Annotated in this window: 22 protein-coding genes; 7 read left to right on the top strand and 15 right to left on the bottom strand. The window is 69.7% G+C overall.

What is annotated here, in order from left to right:
• The first annotated feature begins 11 nt into the window (after nt 1-11).
• On the top strand, nt 12-323 hold the full coding sequence (locus HFP15_RS34305) for an STAS domain-containing protein (protein WP_168521280.1): 312 nt from the start codon (nt 12-14) through the stop codon (nt 321-323).
• Nucleotides 324-328: 5 nt separating this feature from the next.
• Here HFP15_RS34305 and HFP15_RS34300 read toward each other — a convergent pair whose 3' ends face one another.
• The 3 genes from HFP15_RS34300 to HFP15_RS34290 form a co-directional block, all read right to left on the bottom strand.
• Nucleotides 329-646: an SH3 domain-containing protein gene (locus HFP15_RS34300; RefSeq protein WP_168521278.1), complete on the bottom strand. Its 318-nt coding sequence runs from the start codon at nt 644-646 to the stop codon at nt 329-331.
• 187 nt (nt 647-833) lie between these two features.
• On the bottom strand, nt 834-1,211 hold the full coding sequence (locus HFP15_RS34295; RefSeq protein ID WP_168521277.1) for a hypothetical protein: 378 nt from the start codon (nt 1,209-1,211) through the stop codon (nt 834-836).
• 130 nt (nt 1,212-1,341) lie between these two features.
• Complete coding sequence (locus HFP15_RS34290) at nt 1,342-2,565, bottom strand: NADP-dependent isocitrate dehydrogenase (protein ID WP_168521276.1); 1,224 nt, start codon at nt 2,563-2,565, stop codon at nt 1,342-1,344.
• Nucleotides 2,566-2,726: 161 nt separating this feature from the next.
• On the opposite strand from HFP15_RS34290, the gene HFP15_RS34285 reads away from it, so the two are divergent.
• Both HFP15_RS34285 and HFP15_RS34280 read left to right on the top strand, forming a co-directional pair.
• The gene (locus HFP15_RS34285; protein WP_168521275.1) at nt 2,727-3,560 is read left to right on the top strand and encodes an LLM class F420-dependent oxidoreductase; all 834 of its coding nucleotides are present in this window, start codon (nt 2,727-2,729) and stop codon (nt 3,558-3,560) included.
• A 12-nt stretch (nt 3,561-3,572) separates the two neighbouring features.
• A complete protein-coding gene (locus HFP15_RS34280; RefSeq protein WP_168521274.1) occupies nt 3,573-4,148 on the top strand; it encodes an HhH-GPD-type base excision DNA repair protein in 576 nt (191 codons plus the stop codon).
• A gap of 6 nt (nt 4,149-4,154) precedes the next feature.
• Here HFP15_RS34280 and HFP15_RS34275 read toward each other — a convergent pair whose 3' ends face one another.
• The 4 genes from HFP15_RS34275 to asnB all read right to left on the bottom strand — a co-directional run bounded on the left by HFP15_RS34275 (nt 4,155) and on the right by asnB (nt 7,722).
• Nucleotides 4,155-4,982, bottom strand: coding sequence for a hypothetical protein (locus HFP15_RS34275; protein WP_168521273.1), 828 nt, complete (start codon nt 4,980-4,982; stop codon nt 4,155-4,157).
• A gap of 116 nt (nt 4,983-5,098) precedes the next feature.
• Nucleotides 5,099-5,794: a hypothetical protein gene (locus tag HFP15_RS34270; RefSeq protein ID WP_168521272.1), complete on the bottom strand. Its 696-nt coding sequence runs from the start codon at nt 5,792-5,794 to the stop codon at nt 5,099-5,101.
• A gap of 88 nt (nt 5,795-5,882) precedes the next feature.
• Nucleotides 5,883-6,140, bottom strand: coding sequence for a metallothionein (locus tag HFP15_RS34265; protein WP_168521270.1), 258 nt, complete (start codon nt 6,138-6,140; stop codon nt 5,883-5,885).
• Between the two features lie 49 nt (nt 6,141-6,189).
• Nucleotides 6,190-7,722, bottom strand: coding sequence for an asparagine synthase (glutamine-hydrolyzing) (gene asnB, locus HFP15_RS34260; protein WP_168521268.1), 1,533 nt, complete (start codon nt 7,720-7,722; stop codon nt 6,190-6,192).
• Between the two features lie 98 nt (nt 7,723-7,820).
• Here asnB and HFP15_RS34255 point away from each other — a divergent pair, with 98 nt between their 5' ends.
• Nucleotides 7,821-8,012 carry a DUF1918 domain-containing protein gene (locus HFP15_RS34255; protein ID WP_168521266.1) on the top strand — a complete coding sequence of 64 codons (192 nt, stop codon included), beginning with the start codon at nt 7,821-7,823 and terminating at the stop codon, nt 8,010-8,012.
• A gap of 227 nt (nt 8,013-8,239) precedes the next feature.
• A complete protein-coding gene (locus HFP15_RS34250; protein ID WP_168521264.1) occupies nt 8,240-9,415 on the top strand; it encodes an MFS transporter in 1,176 nt (391 codons plus the stop codon).
• Here the strand turns inward: HFP15_RS34250 and HFP15_RS34245 are convergent.
• Nucleotides 9,412-9,714 (bottom strand): DUF3017 domain-containing protein, encoded by a 303-nt coding sequence (locus HFP15_RS34245; protein ID WP_168521262.1) that lies wholly within the window; start codon nt 9,712-9,714, stop codon nt 9,412-9,414. The two genes, HFP15_RS34250 and HFP15_RS34245, sit on opposite strands and share 4 nt — an antisense overlap.
• A complete protein-coding gene (locus HFP15_RS34240; protein WP_168521260.1) occupies nt 9,695-10,552 on the bottom strand; it encodes a bifunctional methylenetetrahydrofolate dehydrogenase/methenyltetrahydrofolate cyclohydrolase in 858 nt (285 codons plus the stop codon). The genes HFP15_RS34245 and HFP15_RS34240 overlap by 20 nt, the downstream gene beginning before the upstream one ends.
• 116 nt (nt 10,553-10,668) lie before the next feature.
• On the opposite strand from HFP15_RS34240, the gene HFP15_RS43135 reads away from it, so the two are divergent.
• Nucleotides 10,669-14,625 (top strand): glycohydrolase toxin TNT-related protein, encoded by a 3,957-nt coding sequence (locus HFP15_RS43135; protein ID WP_312871889.1) that lies wholly within the window; start codon nt 10,669-10,671, stop codon nt 14,623-14,625.
• A 36-nt stretch (nt 14,626-14,661) separates the two neighbouring features.
• Here the strand turns inward: HFP15_RS43135 and HFP15_RS34225 are convergent, their stop codons facing one another.
• From HFP15_RS34225 to imuA', 4 genes are all read right to left on the bottom strand, one after another.
• On the bottom strand, nt 14,662-15,258 hold the full coding sequence (locus HFP15_RS34225) for a pentapeptide repeat-containing protein (RefSeq protein WP_168521258.1): 597 nt from the start codon (nt 15,256-15,258) through the stop codon (nt 14,662-14,664).
• 71 nt (nt 15,259-15,329) lie between these two features.
• Nucleotides 15,330-18,671, bottom strand: a complete 3,342-nt coding sequence (locus tag HFP15_RS34220) for an error-prone DNA polymerase (protein ID WP_168521256.1) — start codon at nt 18,669-18,671, stop codon at nt 15,330-15,332.
• 119 nt (nt 18,672-18,790) lie between these two features.
• Nucleotides 18,791-20,341, bottom strand: a complete 1,551-nt coding sequence (locus HFP15_RS34215) for a DNA polymerase Y family protein (protein ID WP_168521331.1) — start codon at nt 20,339-20,341, stop codon at nt 18,791-18,793.
• An 8-nt stretch (nt 20,342-20,349) separates the two neighbouring features.
• On the bottom strand, nt 20,350-21,039 hold the full coding sequence (gene imuA', locus HFP15_RS34210; RefSeq protein ID WP_312871888.1) for a DnaE2-dependent mutagenesis accessory factor ImuA': 690 nt from the start codon (nt 21,037-21,039) through the stop codon (nt 20,350-20,352).
• A gap of 271 nt (nt 21,040-21,310) precedes the next feature.
• On the opposite strand from imuA', the gene HFP15_RS34205 reads away from it, so the two are divergent.
• The gene (locus HFP15_RS34205; protein ID WP_168521252.1) at nt 21,311-21,916 is read left to right on the top strand and encodes a ClpP family protease; all 606 of its coding nucleotides are present in this window, start codon (nt 21,311-21,313) and stop codon (nt 21,914-21,916) included.
• Here HFP15_RS34205 and purH read toward each other — a convergent pair.
• On the bottom strand, nt 21,906-23,492 hold the full coding sequence (gene purH / locus HFP15_RS34200; RefSeq protein WP_168521251.1) for a bifunctional phosphoribosylaminoimidazolecarboxamide formyltransferase/IMP cyclohydrolase: 1,587 nt from the start codon (nt 23,490-23,492) through the stop codon (nt 21,906-21,908). The two genes, HFP15_RS34205 and purH, sit on opposite strands and share 11 nt — an antisense overlap.
• Nucleotides 23,456-24,073, bottom strand: a complete 618-nt coding sequence (gene purN / locus HFP15_RS34195) for a phosphoribosylglycinamide formyltransferase (RefSeq protein ID WP_168521329.1) — start codon at nt 24,071-24,073, stop codon at nt 23,456-23,458. The genes purH and purN overlap by 37 nt, the downstream gene beginning before the upstream one ends.
• Nucleotides 24,074-24,272 lie beyond the last annotated feature (199 nt).

Raw genomic sequence — 24,272 nt, 5'->3', positions numbered from 1 at the left:
GGGAAGCACCAGTGGCCTACACACTGCACATCGAGCCCGGCACCGCCGGGCCGGTCACGGTGAGAGTGGCCGGCGAGATCGACGTCGTCAACGCGGGAGAGTTCGAGACGGAGGTGAAGGCGATTTCCGGTCCGTTGGTCCTCGACCTCGGCGGGCTGGACTATCTCGACAGCGCCGGGTTCGCCGCGCTCGACGCCTTGCTGTCGCGGCGGGACCTGACGGTGGTCATTCCGCCGGCGAGCAAGCTACGCAAGGTCGCGAGCCTCGTGGGCCTGCCCCACTACGACGATGTGGCGGCCGCCGGCGCCCCGCACCGGGAATGAGGCGGCTACCCGCAGTTGGTGTTGGCCACCGGCTGCAGGAACTCGTTCGCGGCCCACTTGTTCTCGGCCAGCTTGCGGAAACCGTTCTGGATCTCGGGTTCGGCGCCGGTGACCGCGTTCTGGTTGAACTTGCCGACCACGTCGGACTTCGCGTCGGGAGCGGCGCGCACGTTCAGCACGTCCGCGGTGACGGTGACCTTGCAGCCGGTCGAGCCGCCGGTGGCCTCCGAGTTCCGCTTGTCCATGCCCATCAGGTAGATGATGCCGATGCCGACCAGGACCACGACGATGATGAAGACCCGCTTCGGAATTCCCAGGATCACGGGGAGGCTCCTCGCCGAATGCCGCACACGAACGTCTCGACAAGCGTAGCCACACACAGTTGACGGCGGACAGGGCGAAAAGGCGAAACCACCCGGAGGCGCCAACGAGAGTTACCGAGTGACTACTTTTTGTGACCAGATGGTGGCGTGCTCCGCGACCTCCGCCCGGGCCGACGCGAGCACCGGCTCACGGTAGGCATCGAACGGCCCGGCGGCGTTCGCCCGCGAGCCCGGTGACCCTGGCCAGCCACAGCGGCACACCCATCGCACCCCGCGCCAGCAACTCGGCGAACCAGAACGGCAACAGCACCAGCCAGACCACCAGCCGCAACAGGGCCACCAGCGCTTCCACCGCCTCACCGACGAAACCGACGACGAGCGCGCCGGCGAGCAGCACCGGGAACAACAGCCACTGCCAGCCCTTCAGCTCCCGGTCACCGAAGCGGGCGTCCCGCCGCTGCTTGCGCTGCTGCCTGCGTTCCTTCGCCGTGACGCGTTCTTCGGGCGGCGGCCGCACCCGGTAGCGGACGTACTCCCCCGCGGCGATGTTCAGGGGCTGGACCACCCGGTGCCACGGTGAACCGCCGCTTGACCGACCACTGCCTGCCGTCGCCGTCCTTGATCAGCACCAGGAAACGATACGAAAAGGGCGCGCCCGGCGAACCGGTGCGCGCCCCTTTGCGGCGAACGGGGATTCAGCCGCGGTTGATCTTCGCGGCCAGGTTCGCATCCAGCGTCGCGAGGAACTCCTCGGTGGTCTGGAACGGCTGGTCCTTGCCGATCAGCAGCGCCAGATCCTTGGTCATCTTGCCGCTCTCGACGGTCTCGATGACGACCTGCTCCAGCTTGTTGGCGAAGCCGACCAACTCGGAGTTGCCGTCCAGCTTGCCGCGGTGCTCCAGACCCCGGGTCCACGCGAAGATCGACGCGATCGGGTTCGTGGAGGTCGGCTTGCCCTGCTGGTGCTGGCGGTAGTGCCGGGTCACGGTGCCGTGCGCGGCCTCGGCCTCGACGGTGCGGCCGTCCGGTGTGCGCAGCACCGAGGTCATCAGGCCGAGCGAGCCGAAGCCCTGCGCGACCGTGTCGGACTGCACGTCACCGTCGTAGTTCTTGCACGCCCAGACGTAGCCGCCCTCCCACTTCAGCGACGCGGCGACCATGTCGTCGATCAGCCGGTGCTCGTAGGTCAGGCCCTTGGCGTCGAAGTCGGCCTTGAACTCGTTCTCGAAGATCTCGGCGAAGACGTCCTTGAACTGACCGTCGTAGGCCTTGAGGATCGTGTTCTTCGTCGAGAGGTAGACCGGCAGCCCGCGATCGAGGCCGTACTGCAGGGAGGCGCGCGCGAAGTCCTCGATGGACTTGCGGAAGTTGTACATCCCCATCGCGACGCCGCCGCCCTCGGGGAACTTGGCGACCTCGAACTCCATCGGCTCGGAGCCGTCCTCGGGCGTGTAGGTGATCGTCACCGTGCCGGGGCCGGGCACCTTGAAGTCGGTGGCCTTGTACTGGTCACCGTGCGCGTGACGGCCGATGATGATCGGCTTGGTCCAGCCCGGTACCAGCCGCGGGATGTTCTGGATGATGATCGGCTCGCGGAACACGACGCCGCCGAGGATGTTACGGATGGTGCCGTTGGGGCTCCGCCACATCTTCTTGAGGCCGAACTCCTCGACCCGCGCCTCGTCCGGGGTGATGGTGGCGCACTTGACGCCGACGCCGTGCTTCTTGATCGCGTTCGCGGCGTCGACGGTGATCTGGTCGTCGGTGCGGTCCCGCTCCTCGATGCCCAGGTCGTAGTACTCCAAGTTGATGTCCAGGTACGGGTGGACCAACTTGTCCTTGATGAACTGCCAGATGATTCGGGTCATCTCATCGCCGTCGAGTTCGACGACGGTGCCCTCGACCTTGATTTTGGCCATGAGCAGCGGTGCTCCTCTCGCGGATCCTCGCGTTTCGTAGTCTCAGCACATGCGTCTATGCGGTACAAGCGTACTGCTAGCACACCGTCCGGCGCCGCAAAGCGTGACGAATGCCAGTTTCGCAGGTGTGCTCGTTCCACCTTCGGCGTAGGTTGCCTCTCATGCGGTTCGGGATCAAGACGCGACCGGAACACACGACCTGGGCTCGGATGCGCGACGTGTGGGTCGCCGCGGACGACATCGAGCTTTTCGAATCGGCCTGGAACTGGGACCACTTCTATCCGCTCTCCGGCGACCTCGCCGGACCGAACCACGAGGGATGGACGATGCTCGCCGCGATGGCGCAGGCCACCCGGCGGATCCGCATCGGTTGCCAGGTCACGGGCATGATCTACCGGCATCCGGCCGTGCTGGCGAACATGGCCGCGACCGTCGACATCATCTCCGGCGGACGGCTCGACATCGGTCTGGGCGCAGGCTGGAACCAGCAGGAATGCGACGCCTACGGCATCGAACTGCCGCCGCTGCGGGAGCGGTTCGACCAGTTCGACGAGGGCGTGCAGGTGATCATCGGGCTGCTGTCGCAGGAGACCACGACCTTCGCGGGCGACTACTTCCGGCTCACCGACGCCCGCTGCGAACCGAAGCCGGTGCAGCGGCCGCACCCACCGATCGTCATCGGCGGCCGCGGCCCGAAGCGCACGCTGCGCGCGGTGGCGCGGTGGGCGCAACAGTGGAACGCGATCAACCTGAACCAGGCCGAGTGGCGAGAGCTCAAGCAGACACTGCACGCGCACTGCGCCGAGGTGGGCCGCGACCCCGCCGAGATCACCTGCTCGGTCAACGTGCGAATGAACAGCGGTGTCGAGCAGGCCGCCGAGGACGCGGCCGCGTGGCGGGAGGCCGGGGCGGACCTGGTCGTGCTGAACCTGCCGCACAACGCCGAGCCCGCCGTACTGGAACCGCTGGCGAACGCGCTGGCACCACTCGCGTGAGATGCTGCTGACATGCCGAAGAAACTCCGCCTGACCGGTGACGCAGAGGCCGACAAGCTGCTGAGCAGCGACCCGTTCGCGCTGCTCACCGGTCTTCTTCTCGACCAGCAGTTCCCGATGGAGCACGCCTTCATGGGGCCGAAGAAGATCGCGGACCGGATGGACGGGTTCAGCATCACCAAGATCGCCGAGACTCCGGTCGAGGAGTTCGTGGAGCTGTGCGTGCAGCCGCCCGCCATCCACCGCTACGGAGGCTCGATGGCCCGGCGGGTCCACGCGCTGGCGCACCACATCCTGGAGCACTACGACGGCAGGACGGACAAGGTCTGGAAGTCCGGCAAGCCCGATGGCAAGGAGGTGCTGCGGCGGGTGAAGGCACTGCCCGGCTACGGCGACCAGAAGGCGCGGATCTTCGTCGCGCTGCTGGGCAAGCAGCTGGGCGTGACCCCGGAGGGCTGGCGCGAGGCGGCCGGCGCGTACGGCGAGGAGGGCTCGCACCGCTCCATCGCCGACGTCACCAGCGCCGAGTCCTTGGCCGAGGTCCGCGCGTTCAAGAAGGCCGCGAAGGCCGCCGTCAAGGCGAAGTAGCCGGGCTCACTCGTTCTGGAAGCACCAGTTGCCGCCGACCCGCATGATCTTGATGGAGCTGTCGTTCTTCTTCCCGGTCGAGGCGCTCTCACCGTGGAGCGTGAGCGTGCCCGTGCCGCCCGTCGTGTCGACCTGAGGCGCCGGGGAGCTGTACTGCGCGTCCTGCGGCGACGCGTTGAGAATCTGCTGGAGGCTTTGGACTTCCTGCTGGTTGGCACCGCCGCAGACGAGCTGCGTGACCTTCGACGCGTCCCTGGTCTGGAACATGTCGATGATGCCCTGCTGCAGCAGCTCGGGCGAGGCGACGCCGATCGTCCCGCCCGCACCTCCGCTCGAGGACGGCGCCGAGCTGCTCGAAGCGGAGCTCTTCTTGCTGCTGGCGGCCGGCGGCTGCGCGGTGTTGCTCGGCGCGGGCGCGGCGGTGTTGTTGTCATTGCCGGTCAGCAGCACCGCGGCGGTGACACCACCACCGACGACGACCACGACCGCCGCCACGATCGCGATGATCAGGCCGGTCTTCTTCTTCGGCGGCTCACCGCCCGGCCCGCCCGGGTAGGCCATGGTCGGCTGCTGACCCCACGGATCGGGCTGGCCGGGCTGCTGGCCCCACTGGCCCTGCTGCGGCTGCCCCGGCTGCTGCCCCCAAGGCTGCTGTCCTGGCTGGCCCGGCTGGCCGAACTGCTGCGGACCGCTGGGCGGATAGGCGCCGCCGGGCTGGCCACCGCCGGGCGGGTGGCCGCCACCGGGCTGGCCCGGCTGCTGGCCCCACTGGCCCTGGTTGCCGTACGGGTTCTGGCCGCCATAGGGCCCTGGCTGTTGCGGCGGATAGGTCATGAGCGCGTTCGTTCCTTGGAAATCGGTGGATCGGATGTGCCGACTTCAGGAGTCCCCAGTCGTCGTGCAGCACTCTAACGCTCAAGACCGGCCGGCCGGTCCACAACGCCGAAAGCTCAGGAGTTGGGTACGCACCATTTGTCACCGTTTTTCTTGATCGGCAGCGGGAAGGACTTCTGCTGCCCGCCCGCCCCGGCCTGCAGGGTCAGCTGGGCGCTGTCGCCCTTGACCGCGGGCGGTTTCGCGACCGAATAGGTCACGCCGGCCGGGATCTTGGCCAGCACGTCACCGAGGCTCTTCATGTCCCCGTCGCTGGGAGCCGCGCAGAGCAGGGGACGGAAGTCGTCGACGTTCCTGCCGTTGTACGCGTCGACGACGGCTTCCTGCAGCCCCTCCGGCGTCGACAGGTCCGGACCGCCGAGCAGCAGTACCGCCGCGGTGACGCCACCACCGACGAGGACCACCACGGCCGCGACGATCCCGATGATCAGACCGGTCTTTTTCTTCTTGGGCGGCTCGGCGCCGAACCCGCCCGGATGGCCCATCGACTGCTGCTCACCGGGCTGTCCCCACGGCTGCTGCTGGCCCCAGTGCTGCTGGCCCGGCTGGCCGGGTTGCTGGGGCCCACCAGGCGGGAACCCGCCGGCGGGCTGGCCGCCGGGGTAGCCAGGCGCGCCACCGGGCGGTGGCGGGTACCCACCGGGCTGACCGGGCTGGCCACCAGGCGGCGGATAGCCGCCGGGCTGCTGACCCCACTGGCCCTGGTTGCCGTACGGATCCTGGCCACCGGGCTGTTGCGGCGGATAAGTCATGAGCGCGTTGCCCCCTCGCGAGTCGGTCCGACTCGCCGCACTCTAACCGTTCGAGCCGGACATTCCGCCAGGCCCGCGCGGCCGGGTTTCAGGAATTCGCGCCCACTGTGTCGCGGATCTCGGTGCCAAGGCCGGACCCGCTTTCCCGTGCGCAGTGCGCACAGCAGAAGAACCGGCCCTCGACGGCAACACCGTGCCCGAGAATGCGGCAGCCGCAGTGCTCGCACACCGGGGCGATGCGCTGGGCCGCGCATTCCAGGCTGTCGAAGGTGTAGGTGTCACCGGTCAGAGTGCGCACCTCAAAGGACATCGGGTAGTCGTTGCCGCATACATCGCACTTAGCCATGGCCTCAGCGTGCGCGCGGCCACCGGCACCGGCAACCTGGGCGCCGCGATCAGGTGGTGGCGAACAGTCCGAGCGTCGACTCCGACCTAATCCCCGCCAGCTCCTCGCGCCAGATCGAGTAGAACGCCGCCTCCTCACGGGTGCGCAGCTCGACCCCGTCCGCCGCGCGCACGTCCGGCGACGTGCGCACCGCGTCCTCCAGCACGTCCTTCGCACCGGAGCCGTCGCCGAACTGTTCCTTGCCGCGCCAGAGGATCTCCTCCGGCACCCAGCCCTCGAACGCCTCGCGGAGCAACTTCTTCTCCGGGGTCACGAGCTTGTGCTCGGGCGGGATGGACAGCGCCAGCTCGATGACGTCGCGGTCGAGGAACGGCACGCGCGCCTCCATGCCGAAGGCCATCGTGGTGCGGTCGCAGCGCTGCAGGTTCAGGTGGTGCAGCTCCTTGACGGTGCGCACCAGCTCGGCCTGCAGCGCATCCGGATCGGTGAAGGGCTCCTCGTGGTAGTAGGAGTAGCCCGCGAACAGCTCGTCCGCACCCTCACCGGTCAGCACGGCGTGCACACGCTTCGAGGCGTACTCGGCGAGCAGCAGGTTCGGCACGGAGCTGCGCACCAGAGACGGGTCATAGTGCTCGATCGCGCGTACCGCCTTGGGCAACGCGGCCCGCGCGTCTTCCTTGCTCATCACGATCTCGTGGTGCTCGGTGCCGAGGTAGTCGGCGACGATCCGCGCTGCGGCGAGATCGGAACTGCCGGGCGCGCCGACCGCGAACGTCGGCAGCGGCTGGTTGTGCCTGCGCGCGTACTCGGCGGCGACCGCCGCCACGATCGCCGAGTCGAGCCCGCCGGAGAGGAACACGCCGATGCCGACGTCGCTCATCATCCGGTTCTCCACCGCGGTCACGATGGTCTCGCGCACGGACTTCAGCAGCGCCTCGTCCCACACACCGGGCTCCTCGGCCCGCCGCGCCGGGCGCACCCGTGCGGGCACCGCGTCGGCGAAGCGCACCAGTCCGCCGTTCGGGCTCCAGCAATGGCCGGGCGGGAAGCTTTCCACCAGCGGCCGGTCCGCGGGGTCGAACGCGCGCAGCTCACTGGCGAACAGGGTCACGTCGTCCCGGCGCGCCCAGTACAGCGGCTTGACGCCGAGCGAATCGCGGGCGACGAGGAAGTCCCCGTCCTCGGTCATGAACGCCAGCGCGAACATGCCGCGCAACCGGGCCAGTCCGGCGGGGCCGTCGACGATCAGCGCGTGCAGCGCCGCCTCGCTGTCGGACCCCGTCTCGAACAGGTCATGCCCGAGATCCTCGCGAATATGGCGATGGTTGTAGATCTCGCCATTGGTGACGAGATATGTGGTGCGTTCGGTATCGGTCATCGGCTGATGGCCACCTGCTACGTCCATAATGGATAGACGCTGGTGGCCCAGCCACACATTTCCCCTGCGGATTTCCCCAGTGTCGTCAGGCCCTCGATGCTTGATACGGGCCAGCATTTCCCGGCAGAGCTGAACATCGACTTCGCCAACCGCGGCGACGATTCCACACACGACGCGTGGACACCTCCTAGTTCGGCTAGTCATTTTAGTTGTTTTTTCATCGGCCTGCCGAATCTCGACTGCGCGGGGCCGCACAACTACGCTGAAATACGCGGAAGTCGATGTCCCCGCGGAGGTGGCGAATGAAGCACGCGACCGTTGGCGACCGGATCCGTGTACACGGGCGCACCGTCGGTTCGGTCGAGCAGACCGGCCAGATCGTCGAGGTGCGTGGCGAGCACGGTGAGCCGCCCTACCTGGTGAAGTTCACCGACGGGCACGAGGGGTTGGTCTTTCCCGGGTCCGACTGCGAAGTGGACTCGGGCAAGTCCTGACCCGGCACGAGCGGCCGCGCGCGAGGAGGGCATGGCCGTCGCGCGCGGTCGTTGTCGTGTGTGATTGACCACGCGCCGTGGGAAGCATCACGCCGATGCCGGGATGACAGCGTGTCCATGATCGGTTGAACTGATTGCCGGACAGCTCGGCCGCCACAGCGGGCGGATGGAGCTGTCCATATTTGTGCACCTGTCCTTAATCGATCCAGTCCCTCGAGAGGAGAACCGTGCCCATCGCGCTGCTCGCGCTGGCCATCGGTGCCTTCGGAATCGGCACCACCGAGTTCGTCATGATGGGTGTGCTCCCGCAGACGGCAGCCGACTTCGGGGTGTCCATCCCCTCCGCCGGCTACCTGATCACGGGATACGCGCTCGGCGTCGTCGTCGGCGCACCGCTGCTGACCGCCCTCGCCGTGAAGCTGTCGCGCAAGACCATGCTGCTGGCGATGATGTCCCTGTTCACGCTGGGCAACACGCTTTTCGCGCTGTCGCCGAACCAGGAGTTCGGCGTCGCGTTCCGTTTCCTCGCCGGACTCCCGCACGGCGCGTTCTTCGGCGCCGGCGCGGTCGTCGCGTCGAGCCTGGTCAAGCCCGGGGACCGGGCCAAGGCCGTGTCGATGATGTTCCTCGGCCTGACGCTGGCCAACGTCGTCGGCGTGCCGCTGGGCACCCTGCTCGGGCAGCAGGTCGGCTGGCGCGCGACCTTCGGCGTGGTCGCGCTGATCGGCCTGGTCGCGATCGCGGCGATCGTCAAGCTGATCCCGCACCAGGGCCGCCCGGAGCAGGCCTCGCTGCGCGGCGAGCTGAGCGCGTTCCTGCGTCCGCAGGTGTGGTTCGCGCTGGCGATCGTCACGTTCGGGTTCGGCGGGGTGTTCGCGTCGCTGTCCTACGTCACGCCGATGCTCACCGACGTCGCCGGGTACGACCCGGCGAACGTCACGCTGCTGCTCGCGCTGGCCGGGGTCGGCATGACCATCGGCAACCTGCTCGGCGGCAGGCTGGCCGACAAGGCGCTGATGCCGAGCCTGTACGTGGCACTGTTCGCGCTCGCGCTGGTGCTCGGGATCTTCACGATCACCGCGCACAGCAAGGTCGGCGCGGCGATCACGATCTTCGCGGTCGGCATCGCCGGATTCATGATCGGCCCGATGATGCAGACCAGGATCATGCAGAAGGCCGGTGGCAGCCCGTCGCTGGTGTCGGCGGCGGTGCAGTCGGCGTTCAACACCGCCAACTCGATCGGCGCCTACCTCGGCGGCCTGGTGATCGCGGGCGGGCTCGGCCTGGTCGCGCCCAACGTGGTCGGGGCGACGCTGTCGGTGCTCGGCCTGTCCATCGCCGCGGTCTCCGGCGTGCTGGACCGCCGCGAGCAGCAGCAGCAGCCGGTGCCGGTGCCGGCCTAGGAGCCGAACGGGCCGTCGGTGATGGTGAAGGCCAGGAAGAGCAGCAGCACGCCCAGGCCCGTGTAGCTCAGCACGTCCACCGGGCGGCCACGGATCGCGAGCAGCCCGGCCCGGACGCTGGGCAGCACCGCGCGGAACACGGCCGCGATGAGCAGGGCGCCGCCCACGATGGCGGCGCCCTGCCGCCAGTGGTACTGCGCGACCCGCACCGCCGCCACCGCCACCAGCGTCAGCACGATGCCGAACGGCACCTGCTCCAGGTACGCCGGGCGCGTACCGCTACCGCGATGCGAGGGCACGTTCGGCTGCCTCCACGACGTTGGTGATGAGCATCGCCCTGGTCATCGGGCCGACACCGCCGGGGTTCGGCGACAGCCAGCCCGCGACCTCCTCGACGCCGGGCGCGACGTCCCCGGCCAGCTTGCCGTCCACCTTGGACACGCCGACGTCGAGCACGGCGGCGCCGGGCTTGACCATGTCCGGCTCGATGATCCCCGGCACGCCCGCGGCCGCGATCACGATGTCCGCACGGCGGACCTCGGCGGCCAGGTCACGGGTGCCGGTGTGGCAGAGGGTGACGGTCGCGTTCTCGCTGCGGCGGGTGAGCAGCAGGCCCATCGTCCGGCCGACGGTGATCCCGCGGCCGACCACGGTGACGTTCGCGCCCGCGATCGGCACGTCGTGGTGGCGCAGCAGCTCGATGATGCCGAACGGGGTGCACGGCAGCGGCCCCTCCTGGCCGAGCACCAGGCGGCCGAGGCTGATCGGGGCCAGGCCGTCGGCGTCCTTCTCCGGCGCGATCCGCTCCAGGACGCGGCCGGTGTCCAGGTGCTTCGGCAGGGGCAGCTGCACGATGTAGCCGTGGCAGGCGGGATCGGCGTTGAGCTCGTCGATCACGGCCTCGAGCTTGGCCTGGGTGATGTCGGCGGGCAGGTCGCGGCGGATCGAGTTGACGCCGACCTTCGCGCTGTCGGCGTGCTTCATCCGGACGTAGGAGTGCGAGCCGGGATCGTCACCGACGAGTACCGTGCCCAGCCCAGGGGTGATTCCGCGCTCCGCGAGCGCGGCCACGCGGGGCTTCAGCCCGGCGAAAATGGCGTCCTTGGTCGCTTTACCGTCGAGAACCGTCGCCGTCACGCGGTCCATTCTGGCAGAGGACACTGCGAGTAGTTTCCGATGGACAGTGAGTACCTCCTGTGAGCTAAGCATCCGGGTGATGTGCATTCGCACGGTCGACCCGTCAAAATGGCTTGGTGGCTCAACCGACGACCCAGCTGAATGCGACCGAGCAGGACACCCTGGTCAAGCAGATCGGGCTGGCCCTGCTGCGGGCGGCCCCTCGTGACTGGCGGAGGGTGACGGCCCACTATCGGGCTGTCGGCCGCTACCACGAGCTGACCGGGGAGGTGGTGCTCGAGGACGGCAACGTCGCCGAGTGGATGGCCACCCACGACATCACCACGCTGTTCGGCCGCCTGCGTGCCGGGATGTACCGCGAGGGGCGCGGTACGTGGTTCAACGCGCACTATCAGCTCGACCACCCATCGAGCTACAACCTCGAGTACGACCGGGAAGAGCCACACTGGGATCTGCAGCCACCGCCGCAGGCCTACGTCGACGAGTTGCGCATGTTCCCCCGCTCGGAGGAGAACGTGCCGGACTGGCTGATGCGCCGCATGTCCGGCCTCGGGCCCGAGCAGTCGGGGCCGCGTTTCCGTATCGCCCGGATCTTCGATGGTCAGGGCCCCGATGGCAGGCCGATCATCAACCGCCCCGAGATCGACGCCGACGAGCGTGACCGGGTGCTCACGTATTTGAACACGGCGCCGGTCGTGTTGTCCGAGCGCGGCCTCGACCTGGACCGCCTCGCGTCGCCGCCCACGCCCAAGGTGCCGGTGGCCTACCACACCGACGGCACGTGGATCTGGCCCGCGGCGACGAATTACTACCTGAACGAATACGGGATCGCGCCCGAGGCCGACCTGGTGGCGCACATCCGCGGGACCGGCTTCGGTGCGGCGGAGGTCTCGGAGCAGACCCTCCAGGCGGCGAACGCGTACCTGACCCGCGGTAACCAGCCCGCCGCGCCGATGCCGTCGCGGTCGGCGGTGCCGGAGCAGGCCGCCGGTGAGCCGGGCACCGAGGACCACGCGGAGGCTCCGCGCGAGACCCGCCCGGAGATCACCCGCCCCGAGTTCGAGTCCGACACGTCCGCCGCCGAAGAGACGCGCGTCGCCGTCCCCGCGGAGGCCGTCCGGAGCGGTTCTGGCGCGCCTTCCCCCGAGGCGGACGCCGTCTCCGGTGGCGAGGGCTCGCCGTCCCCGGGCGTCCGAGCCGCCGCCGAGGCGGGTGCAGGTGCGGTCGACATGGCGCGGGCGCTGGCACCGGACACGCCGGGTCGGGCTCCCGGCCAGGCGCCCGATGCGGAGCCGGGGCATGGCGCCGACTTCGATCAGCCGGGGCCCGGGTTCGGGCAGCCGGAGACGCCGCCGCTCGACTACGGCCGCGAACTCCCGCCGCGCTCGGCCTTCGGCCGCGACGAGAGCGACCACGACGACCCCGACCAGACCGAACCGGGTCGCACGGACATCACCGGCTTGGGCCGCGGTGAGCGCGGCCGCCCCCAACCCGCCGCGGACTTCGGGCGCGGCGAGCAGGGTGGTCCGGACCGCCCGGACTTCGGCCGAGGTGAGCAAGGTGGCCCGGACTTCGGCCACGGCGAACGCGGTGGCCCCGACTTCGGCCACGGCGAGCAAGACCGGCCGGAGTTCGGCCATGGACACGACGCACCTGACCAAGGGCACGGTCAAGCCGGGCCTGACCTCGGGCGCGGCGACCGGGACCGCCGGGACTTCGGCGGTGACGAGCAGGAGCATCCGGACTTCGGCCGCGACCGGCCCGGCTTCGGAGGCACGGACGAGGATCGTCCCGACTTCGGGCGCGGAGAGCAGGACCGCCCGGGTTTCCGGAGCGGCGACCAGGACCGTCCCGGCTTCCGCGGCGACCAGGACGGCCCCGACTTCCGCAGCAGCGACCGGGAGCGGCCGGAGTTCGCTCGCGGCGGGCACGACCAGCCCGGCTTCGCTCCCGGTGGTCAGGGCCGCCCCGACTTCGGCCGGGCCGGTCGAGGCGGCCCTGGCTTCGGGCAGCAGGATGCCGCACACGCCGAGACCGGCCACCCCGACTTCGCGCACGAAAAGTCGCGCTCCGAGTTCGCGCGTGACGCCCAGTCCGACTTCGAGCCCGTGCCCCAGGCCGACTTCGGCCGCGATCCGCAGTCCGGGTCGGAGCGCGATCCCCAATCCGAGTTCGGGCGCGATCCCCAGGCCGAGTTCGGGCGCGAGGCCCGGCCGGAGTTCGGGCGCGAGCAGGGACAGCCCGAATCCGGCCGACGGCGGGCCCCCGAGCCTGCGAGTGGCGACTACGCCGCCGGCACCCAGAGCGACTTCGCGCCCGCAGCGCCCGGCGCTTTCCGAGGCCCTGATTCGCGCGCCGACCACACGGGCCGGGACGAGTACGCCGCACCGGGCGAGTTCGCCGACGCCCAGACCGCGGCAGCCGCCGCCGTCAGAGGCGATTACGCGACAACAGCCAATGCCCAAGGCGCCTACGCGACCATGGCCGAGGACCGGGGCGGCAACCCAGCGGCAGGTGACCCCAGGGGTGGCCAGGCAGCGGCAACCGATCCCCGCGGCGGCCGTGCAGCAGCAGCCGACACCCGAGGCGGCCACGCTGCGGACGTCCAGCCCGACTACGCCGCGAACGATCCCAGGAGCGGCCACGCCGCCGACGTCCAGGCCGACTATGCCGCGACCGATCCCAGGCTTGGGCACGTAACCGACCCCCGGGACGACTACGCCGCAGCCGACGCCCAGGCCGGCCACGCGGCAGACCCGCGCAGCGGCGATTACGCAACGGCGGGACCCCGACGCGGCAATCCTGGCGACCCCCTGGGTAACCCTGCCGACCCCCGTGGCAATCCTGCCAACGCCCGCGGCAACCCTGCCGACCCCGACGGCGATCCGTCCATAACGGACCCGCGGGGCGGCCAGGCAGCCGACGCACGTGGCGACTACGCCGCAGCCGCGGCCGGACCCCACGGGGACTTCGGGCGCGGCGGCTACGACACCGGCGAGCAGGCTGCCGATCAGCCACGGCCGCCGGTCGAGCAGCCGACCACCTTCACCCCGGCAGTGGACCCCAGTGCGGGTGCGCCGACACAGGTTCAGCCCGCCATCAAGGACGAGCCCGAAGCACCCTTCGCGGCGAATCCGTCATCCACACGGCTCGTGCCACCCGCCTCGCCGCGGCTGGCGCCCCAGCCCGCCCCCGAGCACCCCGAACCCGCCGTGAACACGTTGCGCACCAGGCTGCGCGACCTCGGCATTCCGGAGTCGGCGTACCGCATCGGTGAGCCCGCCGAGCACGGCTGGAGCATGGAGCAGGTCGACGCCGGCTGGCGGGTCGGCTGGTACGACGACAAGCTCACCAACCCCGCCGTCTTCGGCGACCCCGAGGACGCCGCGGCGTTCATGCTCGGCAAGCTCCTGCTCGACCCGCGCGGGCGGGAGGCCTCGCCGTCGTCGATCTCGGTGCCGATCCCGAACGCGATCTCGGTCACCGGCGGCGAACGGCCGGACGCCGCCCCCGTGAACGGTGGCCGGCGCAGCCGCGTCGAGGAGCCGGACCCCGTCCACCAGGCACCCGAGTCCGTCGCGGAGCGCTTGGAGGAACCCGCGCTCGGGGCACCGCCGACCATGCTGTCGCCGCCGGTGGCACCGCCTCCGGCCCGCCGCGAACCACAGCGGCGCGAACCCGCGCGCCCGGCGGCCTCCTCCGCGCAGAACGGCAGCAGCCAGTGGCCGATCCAGCCGCTGCCCGGAGAGCCGCCGCTGACCTTGTTCCGTGGCAAGGAGATGCGCGAGCTGCCGCCCGGTAGCGAACTGGACCGCTTCGGCGCGCCCAACGGCAACCTCACCTACGTGGCGGGCACCCCGTTCGAGGAGCGGTCGCTGGTGCCGGAATGGGTCAGCCGCCCGTACCACGTGTACCGCGTCCAGCGGCCGCTGGAAGCACTCGCGGGTGTGGCGATCCCGTGGTTCAACCAGCCCGGCGGCGGCTCGGCCTACCTGCTGCCGGCCTCCATCGAGGAACTGGTGGCCGAGGGCGACCTCATCGAGCTCGACCCCGGCGAACCACCCATCGACTGACCGCGAAGAGGGCCTGCTCCGGTGGGCCCTCTTCCGTCAGCCGATCACGAGACCATGCGCCACGGCGAAGGCGATCGCGGTGTCGATGTCGACGTGTGCGCCGCCGAGCTTCGCCTGCACCAGACCGTTCGCGTCGAGCTTGGCGCCACGCAGATCCGCACCGGACAGATCGGTGCCACGCAGGCGCGCACCCCTCAGGTCGGCCTCGGTGAGGTCCGCGCCCGACAGGTTCGAATCGACGAGGTTCGCTTCACTGAACCGCAGCCCCGACAGACCGCATTCGCGCATGTCCAGCCGGCTCAGGCCGGCCAGCGTGAAGTCCGTGTCCCGGGCCGTGATCGCACGCATCCGGCAGTCCACAAAGGACGATCCGAGCAGCGAACATCCCCGCCAGGAAATGTCGGTGAGCACGGTCCGGTCGAACACGCACGACCGGAACGCCGAGGCGGTGTGCCGTGACTCGCCGAGATCGGCCCGCGTGAAGTCGCATTCGTCGAATGTGCATCCGCTGGTGACGAGTCCCCGCAGATCGGCCTCGGTGAAATCGCAGCGCACGAACCGGCGCTTCTCCCACTGCGCACCAGGAAGCACCGCGTCGCGGTAGTCGGCCCCGGTCTCCGCTTCGTCGTCCATGCGGGGAGCCTATTGCTACGCAAGCCGGACAGCCGTGGCTGTGGCCGGATTGGTCATGATCGGCGAGTTCATCACTGGAAGTCCCTGGACTTCGACGGGATTCGCATCGGAAGATGCTGCAGTTTGTCCGCGAGCAGGCTCACCACCCCCTCCGTTCGCTCCACGACCCCACGAACCAGCAGTGCCGAACTGTTGCGGGCGATCCGGTGGTAGCGCGCCCACAAGCCTTTCGAGCAGACCACGTTGACCATGCCGGTCTCGTCTTCGATGTTGAGGAACGTGATCCCGCCTGCGGTTCCCGGCCGCTGCCGGTGCGTGACCGCGCCGCCGATGAGCACCCGTGTGCCGTCCTCGACGGCGAGCAGCTTCTCCGCGGTGACCACCCCGAGCGCGTCCAGCCGGTCCCGGATGAACTGCGTCGGGAAGCTGTCCGGCGACATCCCGGTGGCCCACACGTCCGCGACGGCGAGGTCGATCTCGTCCATGCCCGGCAAGGTGGGCGCGCTCGCCCCGACCACGCTGCCCGGTAGCTTCTCCGGCCGTTCCTCGGCCACCGCGCCGGCCGCCCACAGCGCCTTGCGCCGGTCGGTACCGACCTCCGCGAAACAGCCGAAGGCGCCGGCGGTGGCCAGCGCCTCCACCTGCGGTCTGGTCAGCCGCACCCGTCTCGCCACATCGGCCATGCCGGCGAACTCGCCACCGCGGTCCCGTTCCGCGACAAGCTGTTCGGCCAGTTCCGAGCCGATGAGCCGGACAGCTCCCAGCCCGACGCGCACCGCGAGTTCACCGCCGTAGGGCTCCAGCGTGGCGTGCGGGAGGCTGGCGTTCACATCCGGCCCGTGCACCGTCACCCCGTGCCGCCGCGCGTCGGCGACCAACGACTGCGGCGAATAGAACCCCATCGGCTGGGCGCGCAGCAGCCCCGCGCAGAACGCCTCGGGGTGGTAGTACTTCATATAGGCGCTGGCGAAAACCAGGTAGGCGAAGCTGAGCGCATGGCTTTCCGGGAATCCGAAGTTGGCGAACGCCATCAGTTTCTGGAAGATCCGGGCGGCCAGTTCCTCGCCGATGTCGTTTCGCGCGGCTCCCTCGTAGAACCGTTTGCGGAGCCGTTCCATCTTCCTCGTCGATCGTTTGGCCCCCATCGCGTGCCGCAGTTCGTCCGCCTCCGCCGGGGTGAAGTCCGCGACGTCGAGGGCGATCTGCATCATCTGCTCCTGAAACAGCGGCACCCCGTACGTCTTGCCGAGCGCTCGCTCCAGCAGCGGATGGTCGTATTCCCATTCCTCCGTGTTGTTTTTCCGCCGGATGTAGGGATGTACCGAACCGCCCTGGATGGGGCCTGGCCGGATCAGCGCGACTTCGATCGCGAGGTCGTAGAATTTTTCCGGCTTGAGCCGGGGCAGGGTCGCCAGCTGGGCACGGCTTTCCACCTGGAAGACACCGATCGCGTCGGCGCGGCGCAGCATTTCGTAAATGTTCTCGTCGTCCAGAGGCAGTTTCGCCAGATCGATCTCCACACCCTTGTGCTCTCGCACCAGATCGATCATGTAGTGCAGCGCGGACAGCATGCCGAGACCGAGCAGGTCGAACTTGACCAGCCCCACCGACGCGCAGTCGTCCTTCTCCCACTGCAGAACGCTGCGGTTTTCCATCCGTGCCCATTCGATGGGGCAGACCTCGCTCACCGGGCGGTCGCAGATCACCATTCCCCCGGAGTGAATGCCGAGGTGACGTGGGAAGTCCTCCAACGCGGCGGCCAGTTCGAGCACGGGCCGCGGGATGTCGTGATCGTGGTCGTTCTTGGTGTCCTGCAACGGGCCCCAGCGATCGATCTGCTTGCTCCACGCGTCCTGCTGTCCCGGCGAATGACCGAGCGCGCGGGCCGCGTCGCGGATCGCGGACTTGGCGCGATAAGTGATCACGTTGGCCACCTGCGCCGCGCACAACCTGCCGTGCTTTTCGTAGACGTACTGGATGGCCTCCTCGCGACGGTCGGACTCGATGTCCAGATCGATGTCCGGGTAGCCGTCGCGGTCCGGCGCGAGGAAGCGCTCGAACAGCAGCTTCCACTCCACCGGATCGACCTTGGTGATATCCAGGGCATAGCAGACCGCGGAGTTGGCGGCCGATCCCCTGCCCTGGCACAGGATGCCGCTGTCCCGGCAGAACTTCGCGATGTCCCACACGATGAGGAAGTAGCCGGGAAAGCCGAGCCGCTCGATGATCTCCAGCTCGTGCTCGATCTGCCGGTACGCGTCCGGGCGTTTTTCCCTTGTGCCGTAAAGCCTTTTCGCTCCCTGGTAGACCTTTTCACGCAGGAAGGTCGCTTCCGTCTCCCCCTGGGGCACCGGGTACGGCGGCAGCTTCGGCGCGATCAGGTCGAGGGAGAACTCACACTCCAGGCCGAGCAACGCGGCTCTTTGCACCGCACCCGGATAACGCCGGAACCTGGTCGCCATCTCCTCGCCGGAATGCAGGAACGCCATCCCGCCGCCCGGCAGCCAGCCCTCCATCTCGTCCAGCCCGCGCCGGGCCCTGATCGCCGCCATCGCCCCCGCGAGCCGGTCCTGTTCCGGGAGCGCGTAGTGCACCGCATTGGTGGCGACCGTCAGCAGGCCGTGGTCCTCCGCCAGCAGGGTCAGCGCGTCGTTGTACGTGCTGTCCTCCGGATTGCCGTGGTCGATCAGCTCCACGAACACGTTGTCCCGCCCGAAAAGTTCGACGAGGCCGGACAGTTCACGTGCCGCGCCGGCCGGGCCTTCCCGCACCAGCGCCTGGCGCACGGCACCCTTACGGCAGCCGGTGAGCACCACGGCCTTGTCGCGCACCTCGCCGGCCACCGCCTCCAAGTCGTACACCGGGCGCCCCTTCTCCGCCCGTTCCTCGGGCGGCAGGTCCACGTCGTGCCCCCGCAACTGGCCCGCGGTGATGGCCCGGCACAACGCCGCGTATCCGTCCTGCTGTTTGGCGAGCAGCACCAGATGCTGCCCCTCGGGATCGGGAATCCCGTTCTGCGGCGCGGAAAGCCCGAAGCTCAGCTCGGTGCCGAACACCGTGCGCACGGCCAGTTCCTTCGCCGCCTCGGCGAACCGCGCCACCCCGTACATTCCGTCATGGTCGGTGAGCGCGATGGCGTCCAGATCCAGCCGCGCCGCCTCCTCCACCAGTTCCTCGGGACTGCTCGCACCGTCGAGGAAGCTGAAGTTGGAATGGCAGTGCAACTCGGCGTAGGGGAACCGGACGCGGCCACCGGAATGGTCGTCGGCCACCAGCGCCGGGAAGTCGCTGGGACGCCGGTACCCCTCCCGTTTCCGGGAGTAGCCGGGACTGTCCCCGCCGTCGGGCACCGGATCGCCGGACAGCGTCCGTTCCAGCGTGCGCCAGGGAACAGGCGGATTGCTGAAGCCCATGAGCTAGTCCACCGGGATTCTCGGTAGCGGGATCTCGGCCTCGAGGTCGAGCCGTTCCTCCAGCGGTCGCGGCTCGGCGCACAGCCAGTGCCGGATGCTGCGGAGGTATTCCTCGTCCATCAGTCGTACACTCCTTCAACTGTCCATTGTGGATTTTCGTCTGCCGTCCTGGTGAGCAGCAGCGCGAGCTCGGGCTCGCCGGCCAGCAGCACCTGTATCCGGCTCCAGTCACCGGCGGAGGAACTCCACCGGCCGGACACGTGCCACGGCCCCGCCCACTCCAGTACCTGCCGGGGTTCACCACCGAGCACCACCGTCTTCGGCGGGGCGGTGAGCTGCCGACGGCGCCGCACTTCCACGTCCACTCCGCGGCGATCCAGCACACGTGCCGGGCGGGCGCGGTCGAACACGGTCGCCGGGGACGGCCGGGGCAATCGTGCGGGCCACGGCGTCTCAGCAGGACTTTCCAGGGCACGCTGGTCGCCCCACGGCACCAGCCGCACCCGCTCCGCCGGACCACGGCCTCCGTCGAGCACCGCGGTGAACACGCTGTCCGGGCCGAGCAAGCCCTGCACCCGGACCAGTGCCCGGTTCGCCTTGTCCGCGTGCTCGTCCTCGAGCCCCGGGCTGCCACCGCGCCACAGCCCCAGTTGCAGCGAACGCCCCTCGACGGTCTCCTCGGGTACCAGCCGCAGCACGCTCACCCCGGACGTCGGCCCGCCGCTGCGCAGCCAGCCCTCGAACTGCCAGCGAACCCGGTCGGCGATCCCTTGCGGGGTAAGGGGTTCGGCGCACCGCCACACGCGGGAGAGCTCCTCGCCGTTCTCGGTGATGGCGTAGATGCCCAGCCTCGTGCAGGCCAGCCCGTGCGCCGCGAGTCCGGCATGGAACGTCTCGGCCAGTGTTTTCGCCACGAAGGCGGCGGCGTCGATCCGCTCCAGCGGCGGGTCGAGTTCCTTGGTGATCGACAGTTCGGGCGGTGGCTTGCGGCGATACGGCGGCCGTTCCGACAGTCCGCGAGCCAGCCGGTGCACCAGCAGGCCCTCGCTGCCGAACCGGGACACGACATCCCGTTCGGTGAGCGCGGCGAACGCGCCGAGCGTGCGCAAACCCAGGCGGCGCAAGAGATCGACGAGATCCGCCCGCTCGGTGTCCGGCTCATCGAGTTCGTGGATGCCAAGGGGCGCAAGGAATCCGGCCGTAGACCCGGGTTCCACCAGCATCGAGCGATGCGCGGCCAGCGTGGCGGCGAACAGGCCGTCGGCGATGCCGATCTGGCACTCCACCCCGGCACGGCTGGACACCTGGTCCAGCAGCAATTCGGCCAGTTCCGGCTCACCGCCGAAGTAACCCGCCGCACCGGTGACGGGCACCGCGACCAGCCCCGGCCGGACGACCTCGACCCCGACCACCAGTTCCTCCACGGCGGCCGCCACCGGCTCGAACAGGCGCGCGTCCCGCCCTTCGTCGGTGCCGAACACCAGCAGTTCGGGACAGCGGGACTGGGCGTCGCGGCGGCGCATCCCCCTGCGTACCCCGGCGGCGCGGGCCACCGCGGAGCAGGCCACGACCCGGTTCGCGGCGAACACCGCGGCAGGCAGGTGCGCCGGCACGTTCGCCGCCATGGCCGCGGCGACCGCGGGCCAGTCGGGGCACCACAGTGCGAGCATCCTCGTGCTCATCCCACGCCCTCCTCGGCCCACGATTTCTCCTGCCAGGACGACTCGGGCGTGCCACCGGGCAGCATCAGCTTCACGAACCGCGGCCGCGCCGCCGCGCCCCGGCCCGCGACACGCACCTCGATCCGCCGCTCCCGGAGATGCCCGTATCCCGCCTCCAGCCCGGACCATTCGGCCGACTCGCAGGCGAGATCGACCTCGGCACCCGGCCACGGACCGAGCGAGAGCAGCACCGCTCCGCGATGCCGCGCCCGCGCCGAAAGCCGCCGCGCCACCGAGACGGACGCGTCCGAGGGAGCGACGGCGACTAGATCCAGTCCGTCCAGCAGCGCGGCCGTCACCGGGGCGAATTCGGCGCCAGGCCTTGGCACCAGGGCGAACCGGCTCAACTCGACCCCGGACTCCCCGGCCGCGGCGAGCCCGAGATGCGGCATCGCCACCGCGGCCGCCCACGCTCCGGCGGCGGTCGCTTCGGCCAGCAACGCCAGCAGCAGGGAGGTGGAGCCACGCACCACGACCGTGCTGCCCCGGCGCAAGCCGCCCGCGGGCAGCAGCGCACGCAGTTCCGGGCGTACCGGGAGAAGACGCCCGGTGGCCTGGGCATGCTCGGCGACGGCGGCGACTCCGCTCGCCGTGCTCACTCCAGGCAATGCCGCCAACCGCGCGACCGGTGCCTCGACCGTCACCACAGACTCCTCCCCACGACAGGTCCAGCCGGTGCTCGCGCCGTCATTCGCGAGAACCGGAGAATCTCATCGCGGGGAAGACGATGAGTCGAACTTGTGTTCGACCGTTTCAGTCTGCCCCGGGTCCGCCAGAGCTGTCAAGACGGCGGATCGTCCGAAGGCCGCTGTGATCGCCACCAGCGAACTTAGCTCGCCAAGAGCGAACGGCGCCGCATGCGACGACCAATTCCGAATACCGTCGGTCGGGTCCCGATCATCGACGAGAGGCGCCACCATGACCGTCCACTTGCTACCCCGGCTGAGTTCGCCGGGCAGCGGCCTGACCCTCACCGATTCCGTCTACGAACAGCTTCTGCGCGACCGCATCGTGTTCCTCGGTTCCGAGGTCACCGACGAGGTCGCCAACCGCATCACCGCGCAGCTTCTGTTACTGGCCGCCGACGACCCCGACAAGGACATCACGTTCTACATCAACTCACCGGGCGGCTCGGTCACCGCGGGTATGGCCATCTACGACACGATGTGCCTTGTCAAACCGGATGTGTCGACGTTCGGGCTCGGCTTCGTCGCATCGATGGGCCAGTTCCTGCTCAGTTCCGGCACCCCGGGAAAGCGCTTTCTGCTGCCCAACACGCGCATCGTGATGCACCAGCCCTCGGCGGGCATCCACGGCCCCGCCACCGACATCGCCATCCAGGCCGAGGTGTTCGGCAAGATGAAACGCCGGATCGCCGAGATCACCGCTCGACAGACCGGGCAGCCTGTCGAGCGGATCGTCGCCGACGGGGACCGCGACCGCTGGTTCGACGCCGACGAGGCACTGGCCTACGGGTTCGTCGACCAGATCGTCGGAGGTGATACAGCCGCGCTCAGTGCGTGAAGTGGCGCGTCCCGGTGAGGTACAACGTCACCCCGGCCTCCTCCGCGGCGGCGATCACCTCCGCGTCGCGGATCGAACCACCGGGCTGCACCACCGCTCGCACGCCGGCCTCGAGCAGTACCTCGAGCCCGTCGGGGAACGGGAAGAACGCGTCCGAAGCCGCGACCGCACCCTTGGCCCGCTCACCAGCGCGGGCCACCGCCAGCCGCGAGGAGTCCACGCGGTTGACCTGCCCCATGCCCACGCCGACCGTGGCCCGGTCGTTGGCGAGCAGGATCGCGTTGGACTTCACCGAACGCAGCGCCCGCCACGCGAACTCGAGGTCCGCCAGCGTGCCGGCGTCGGCGACCTCACCGGTGGCGAGCGTCCAGTTCGCGGGGTCGTCGCCGGGTGCGTCGATGCGGTCGACGGTCTGCACGAGCATGCCGCCGGAGATCGGCCGGAACTCGATCGGATCGGGGTCACGCAGCGCGGGCAGCTTCAGCAGACGGATGTTCTTCTTGCGCTGCAGTACTTCCAACGCATCCGCGTCGAACTCGGGCGCGAGCACGACCTCGGTGAACACCTCGGCGATCTGCTCGGCGGCCTCCAGGGTGATGGGCCGGTTGCTGGCGATCACGCCGCCGTAGGCGGAAACCGGGTCGCACGCGTGTGCCTTGCGGTGCGCTTCCGCGATGTCGGCGCCGACCGCGATGCCACACGGGTTGGCGTGCTTGATGATCGCGACGGCGGGCTCGGCGAAGTCGGCGGCGGCCCGGCGGGCGGCGTCGGTGTCGGTGTAGTTGTTGTAGGACATGGCTTTGCCGTGCAACTGCTCGGCGTGCGCGAGACCGTCGCGCCAGTGCTTGTACACCGCGGCCTTCTGGTGCGGGTTCTCGCCGTAGCGCAGGATCTCGCCGCGCTCCCAGGTGGCGCCGGTGACGTCGGGAAAGCCGGAGTCGTCAGCGGGCGCGTAGCTGTTGGCGAACCACGCCGACACGGCGATGTCGTAGCTCGCCGTGTGCGCGAACGCTTGCGCGGCAAGACGTTTGCGATCCTCGAAGTCGAATCCGCCGTCCCGCACGCGCTCCAGCAGCCAGTCGTAGCGGCTCGGGTCGACCACGACGGCCACGCTGCCGTGGTTCTTCGCGGCGGCGCGCACCATCGCGGGCCCGCCGATGTCGATGTTCTCGACGCAGTCGGCCTCGCTCGCGCCGGAGGCCACGGTCTCGCGGAACGGGTAGAGGTTCACCACGAGCAGGTCGAACGGCGCGATGTCCAGCTCGCGCAGCTGCTCCTCGTGCTCGGCGCGGTTGCGGTCGGCGAGCAGGCCGGCGTGCACACGTGGGTGCAGCGTCTTGACCCGGCCGTCGAAGGACTCGGGGAACCCGGTGACCTGCTCGACCGGCGTGACCGGCACCCCGGCGTCGGCCAGTGTCCTCGCCGTGCCTCCGGTGGAGACGATCTCCACGCCCGCGGCGTGCAGGCCGGTGCCGAGCTCCAGCAACCCCGTCTTGTCCGAAACACCGATCAGGGCCCGCTTGATCGCCCGCCGTCCTGTCACCGGAAACTCACCTTCCGTCCTTCCACCGTGCATCCACCTCGGCCGAGGCGCTCCACCACGTCGACGAGCAGCCGCCGTTCGACCGTCTTGATCCGCTCGTGCAGCCGGGACTCGTCGTCGTCGGGTTCGACCACGACGGCCTCCTGCGCGATGATCGGGCCCGTGTCCACACCGGCGTCCACGAAGTGCACCGTGGACCCGGTGACTTTGACCCCCATGTCCAGCGCGTCGGCCACCGCGTGCATTCCGGGGAACGACGGCAGCAGCGCGGGATGCGTATTGATCACGCGGCCCGCGAACCGGGCGAGGAAGGACGGGCCGAGAATCTTCATGAAACCCGCGGAGACCACCAGATCGGGCTGGTATGCGGCGACCGCCTCGGTGAGGGCCTTGTCCCAGGCGGCCCGGTCCGGATGGTCGGTCAGCCGCACGGTGAAGTGCGGGACCGAGGCCCGCTCCGCCCTGGTCAGCGCCTCGACCCCGGCCCGGTCGGTGCCCGCGGCGACGATCTTGGCCGGATATCCGGACCTCGCCGTCGCGTCCAGCAGAGCCTGCATCAGGGTGCCGGAGCCGGAGGCGAGCACGACCACCTTCACCGGAGTGGGCAGGTCCAACCGACTGGACTCCAACGCCTCTCCTTCGCCCGCGAGTACGACACGGTCAGCCTAACCGCCGCCGCGGCCGGAGGTGGTGGTGGGAGCGGCGACAGGTGGCGCCGGCCACGTCGTAGGGCCTGGTGACGGTGCGGGGACGGGGGTCGGGCGGGCCCTGGGTGGCGACAGTGCAGCCGGGCGTTTGTGGCGAGCGCTGGGT

Source organism: Amycolatopsis acididurans, from assembly GCF_012328925.1.
GTDB lineage: Bacteria > Actinomycetota > Actinomycetes > Mycobacteriales > Pseudonocardiaceae > Amycolatopsis_E > Amycolatopsis_E acididurans.
The sequence above is the reverse complement of the archived record's forward strand: the minus strand, read 5'-3'. Positions and strand labels throughout refer to the sequence as shown.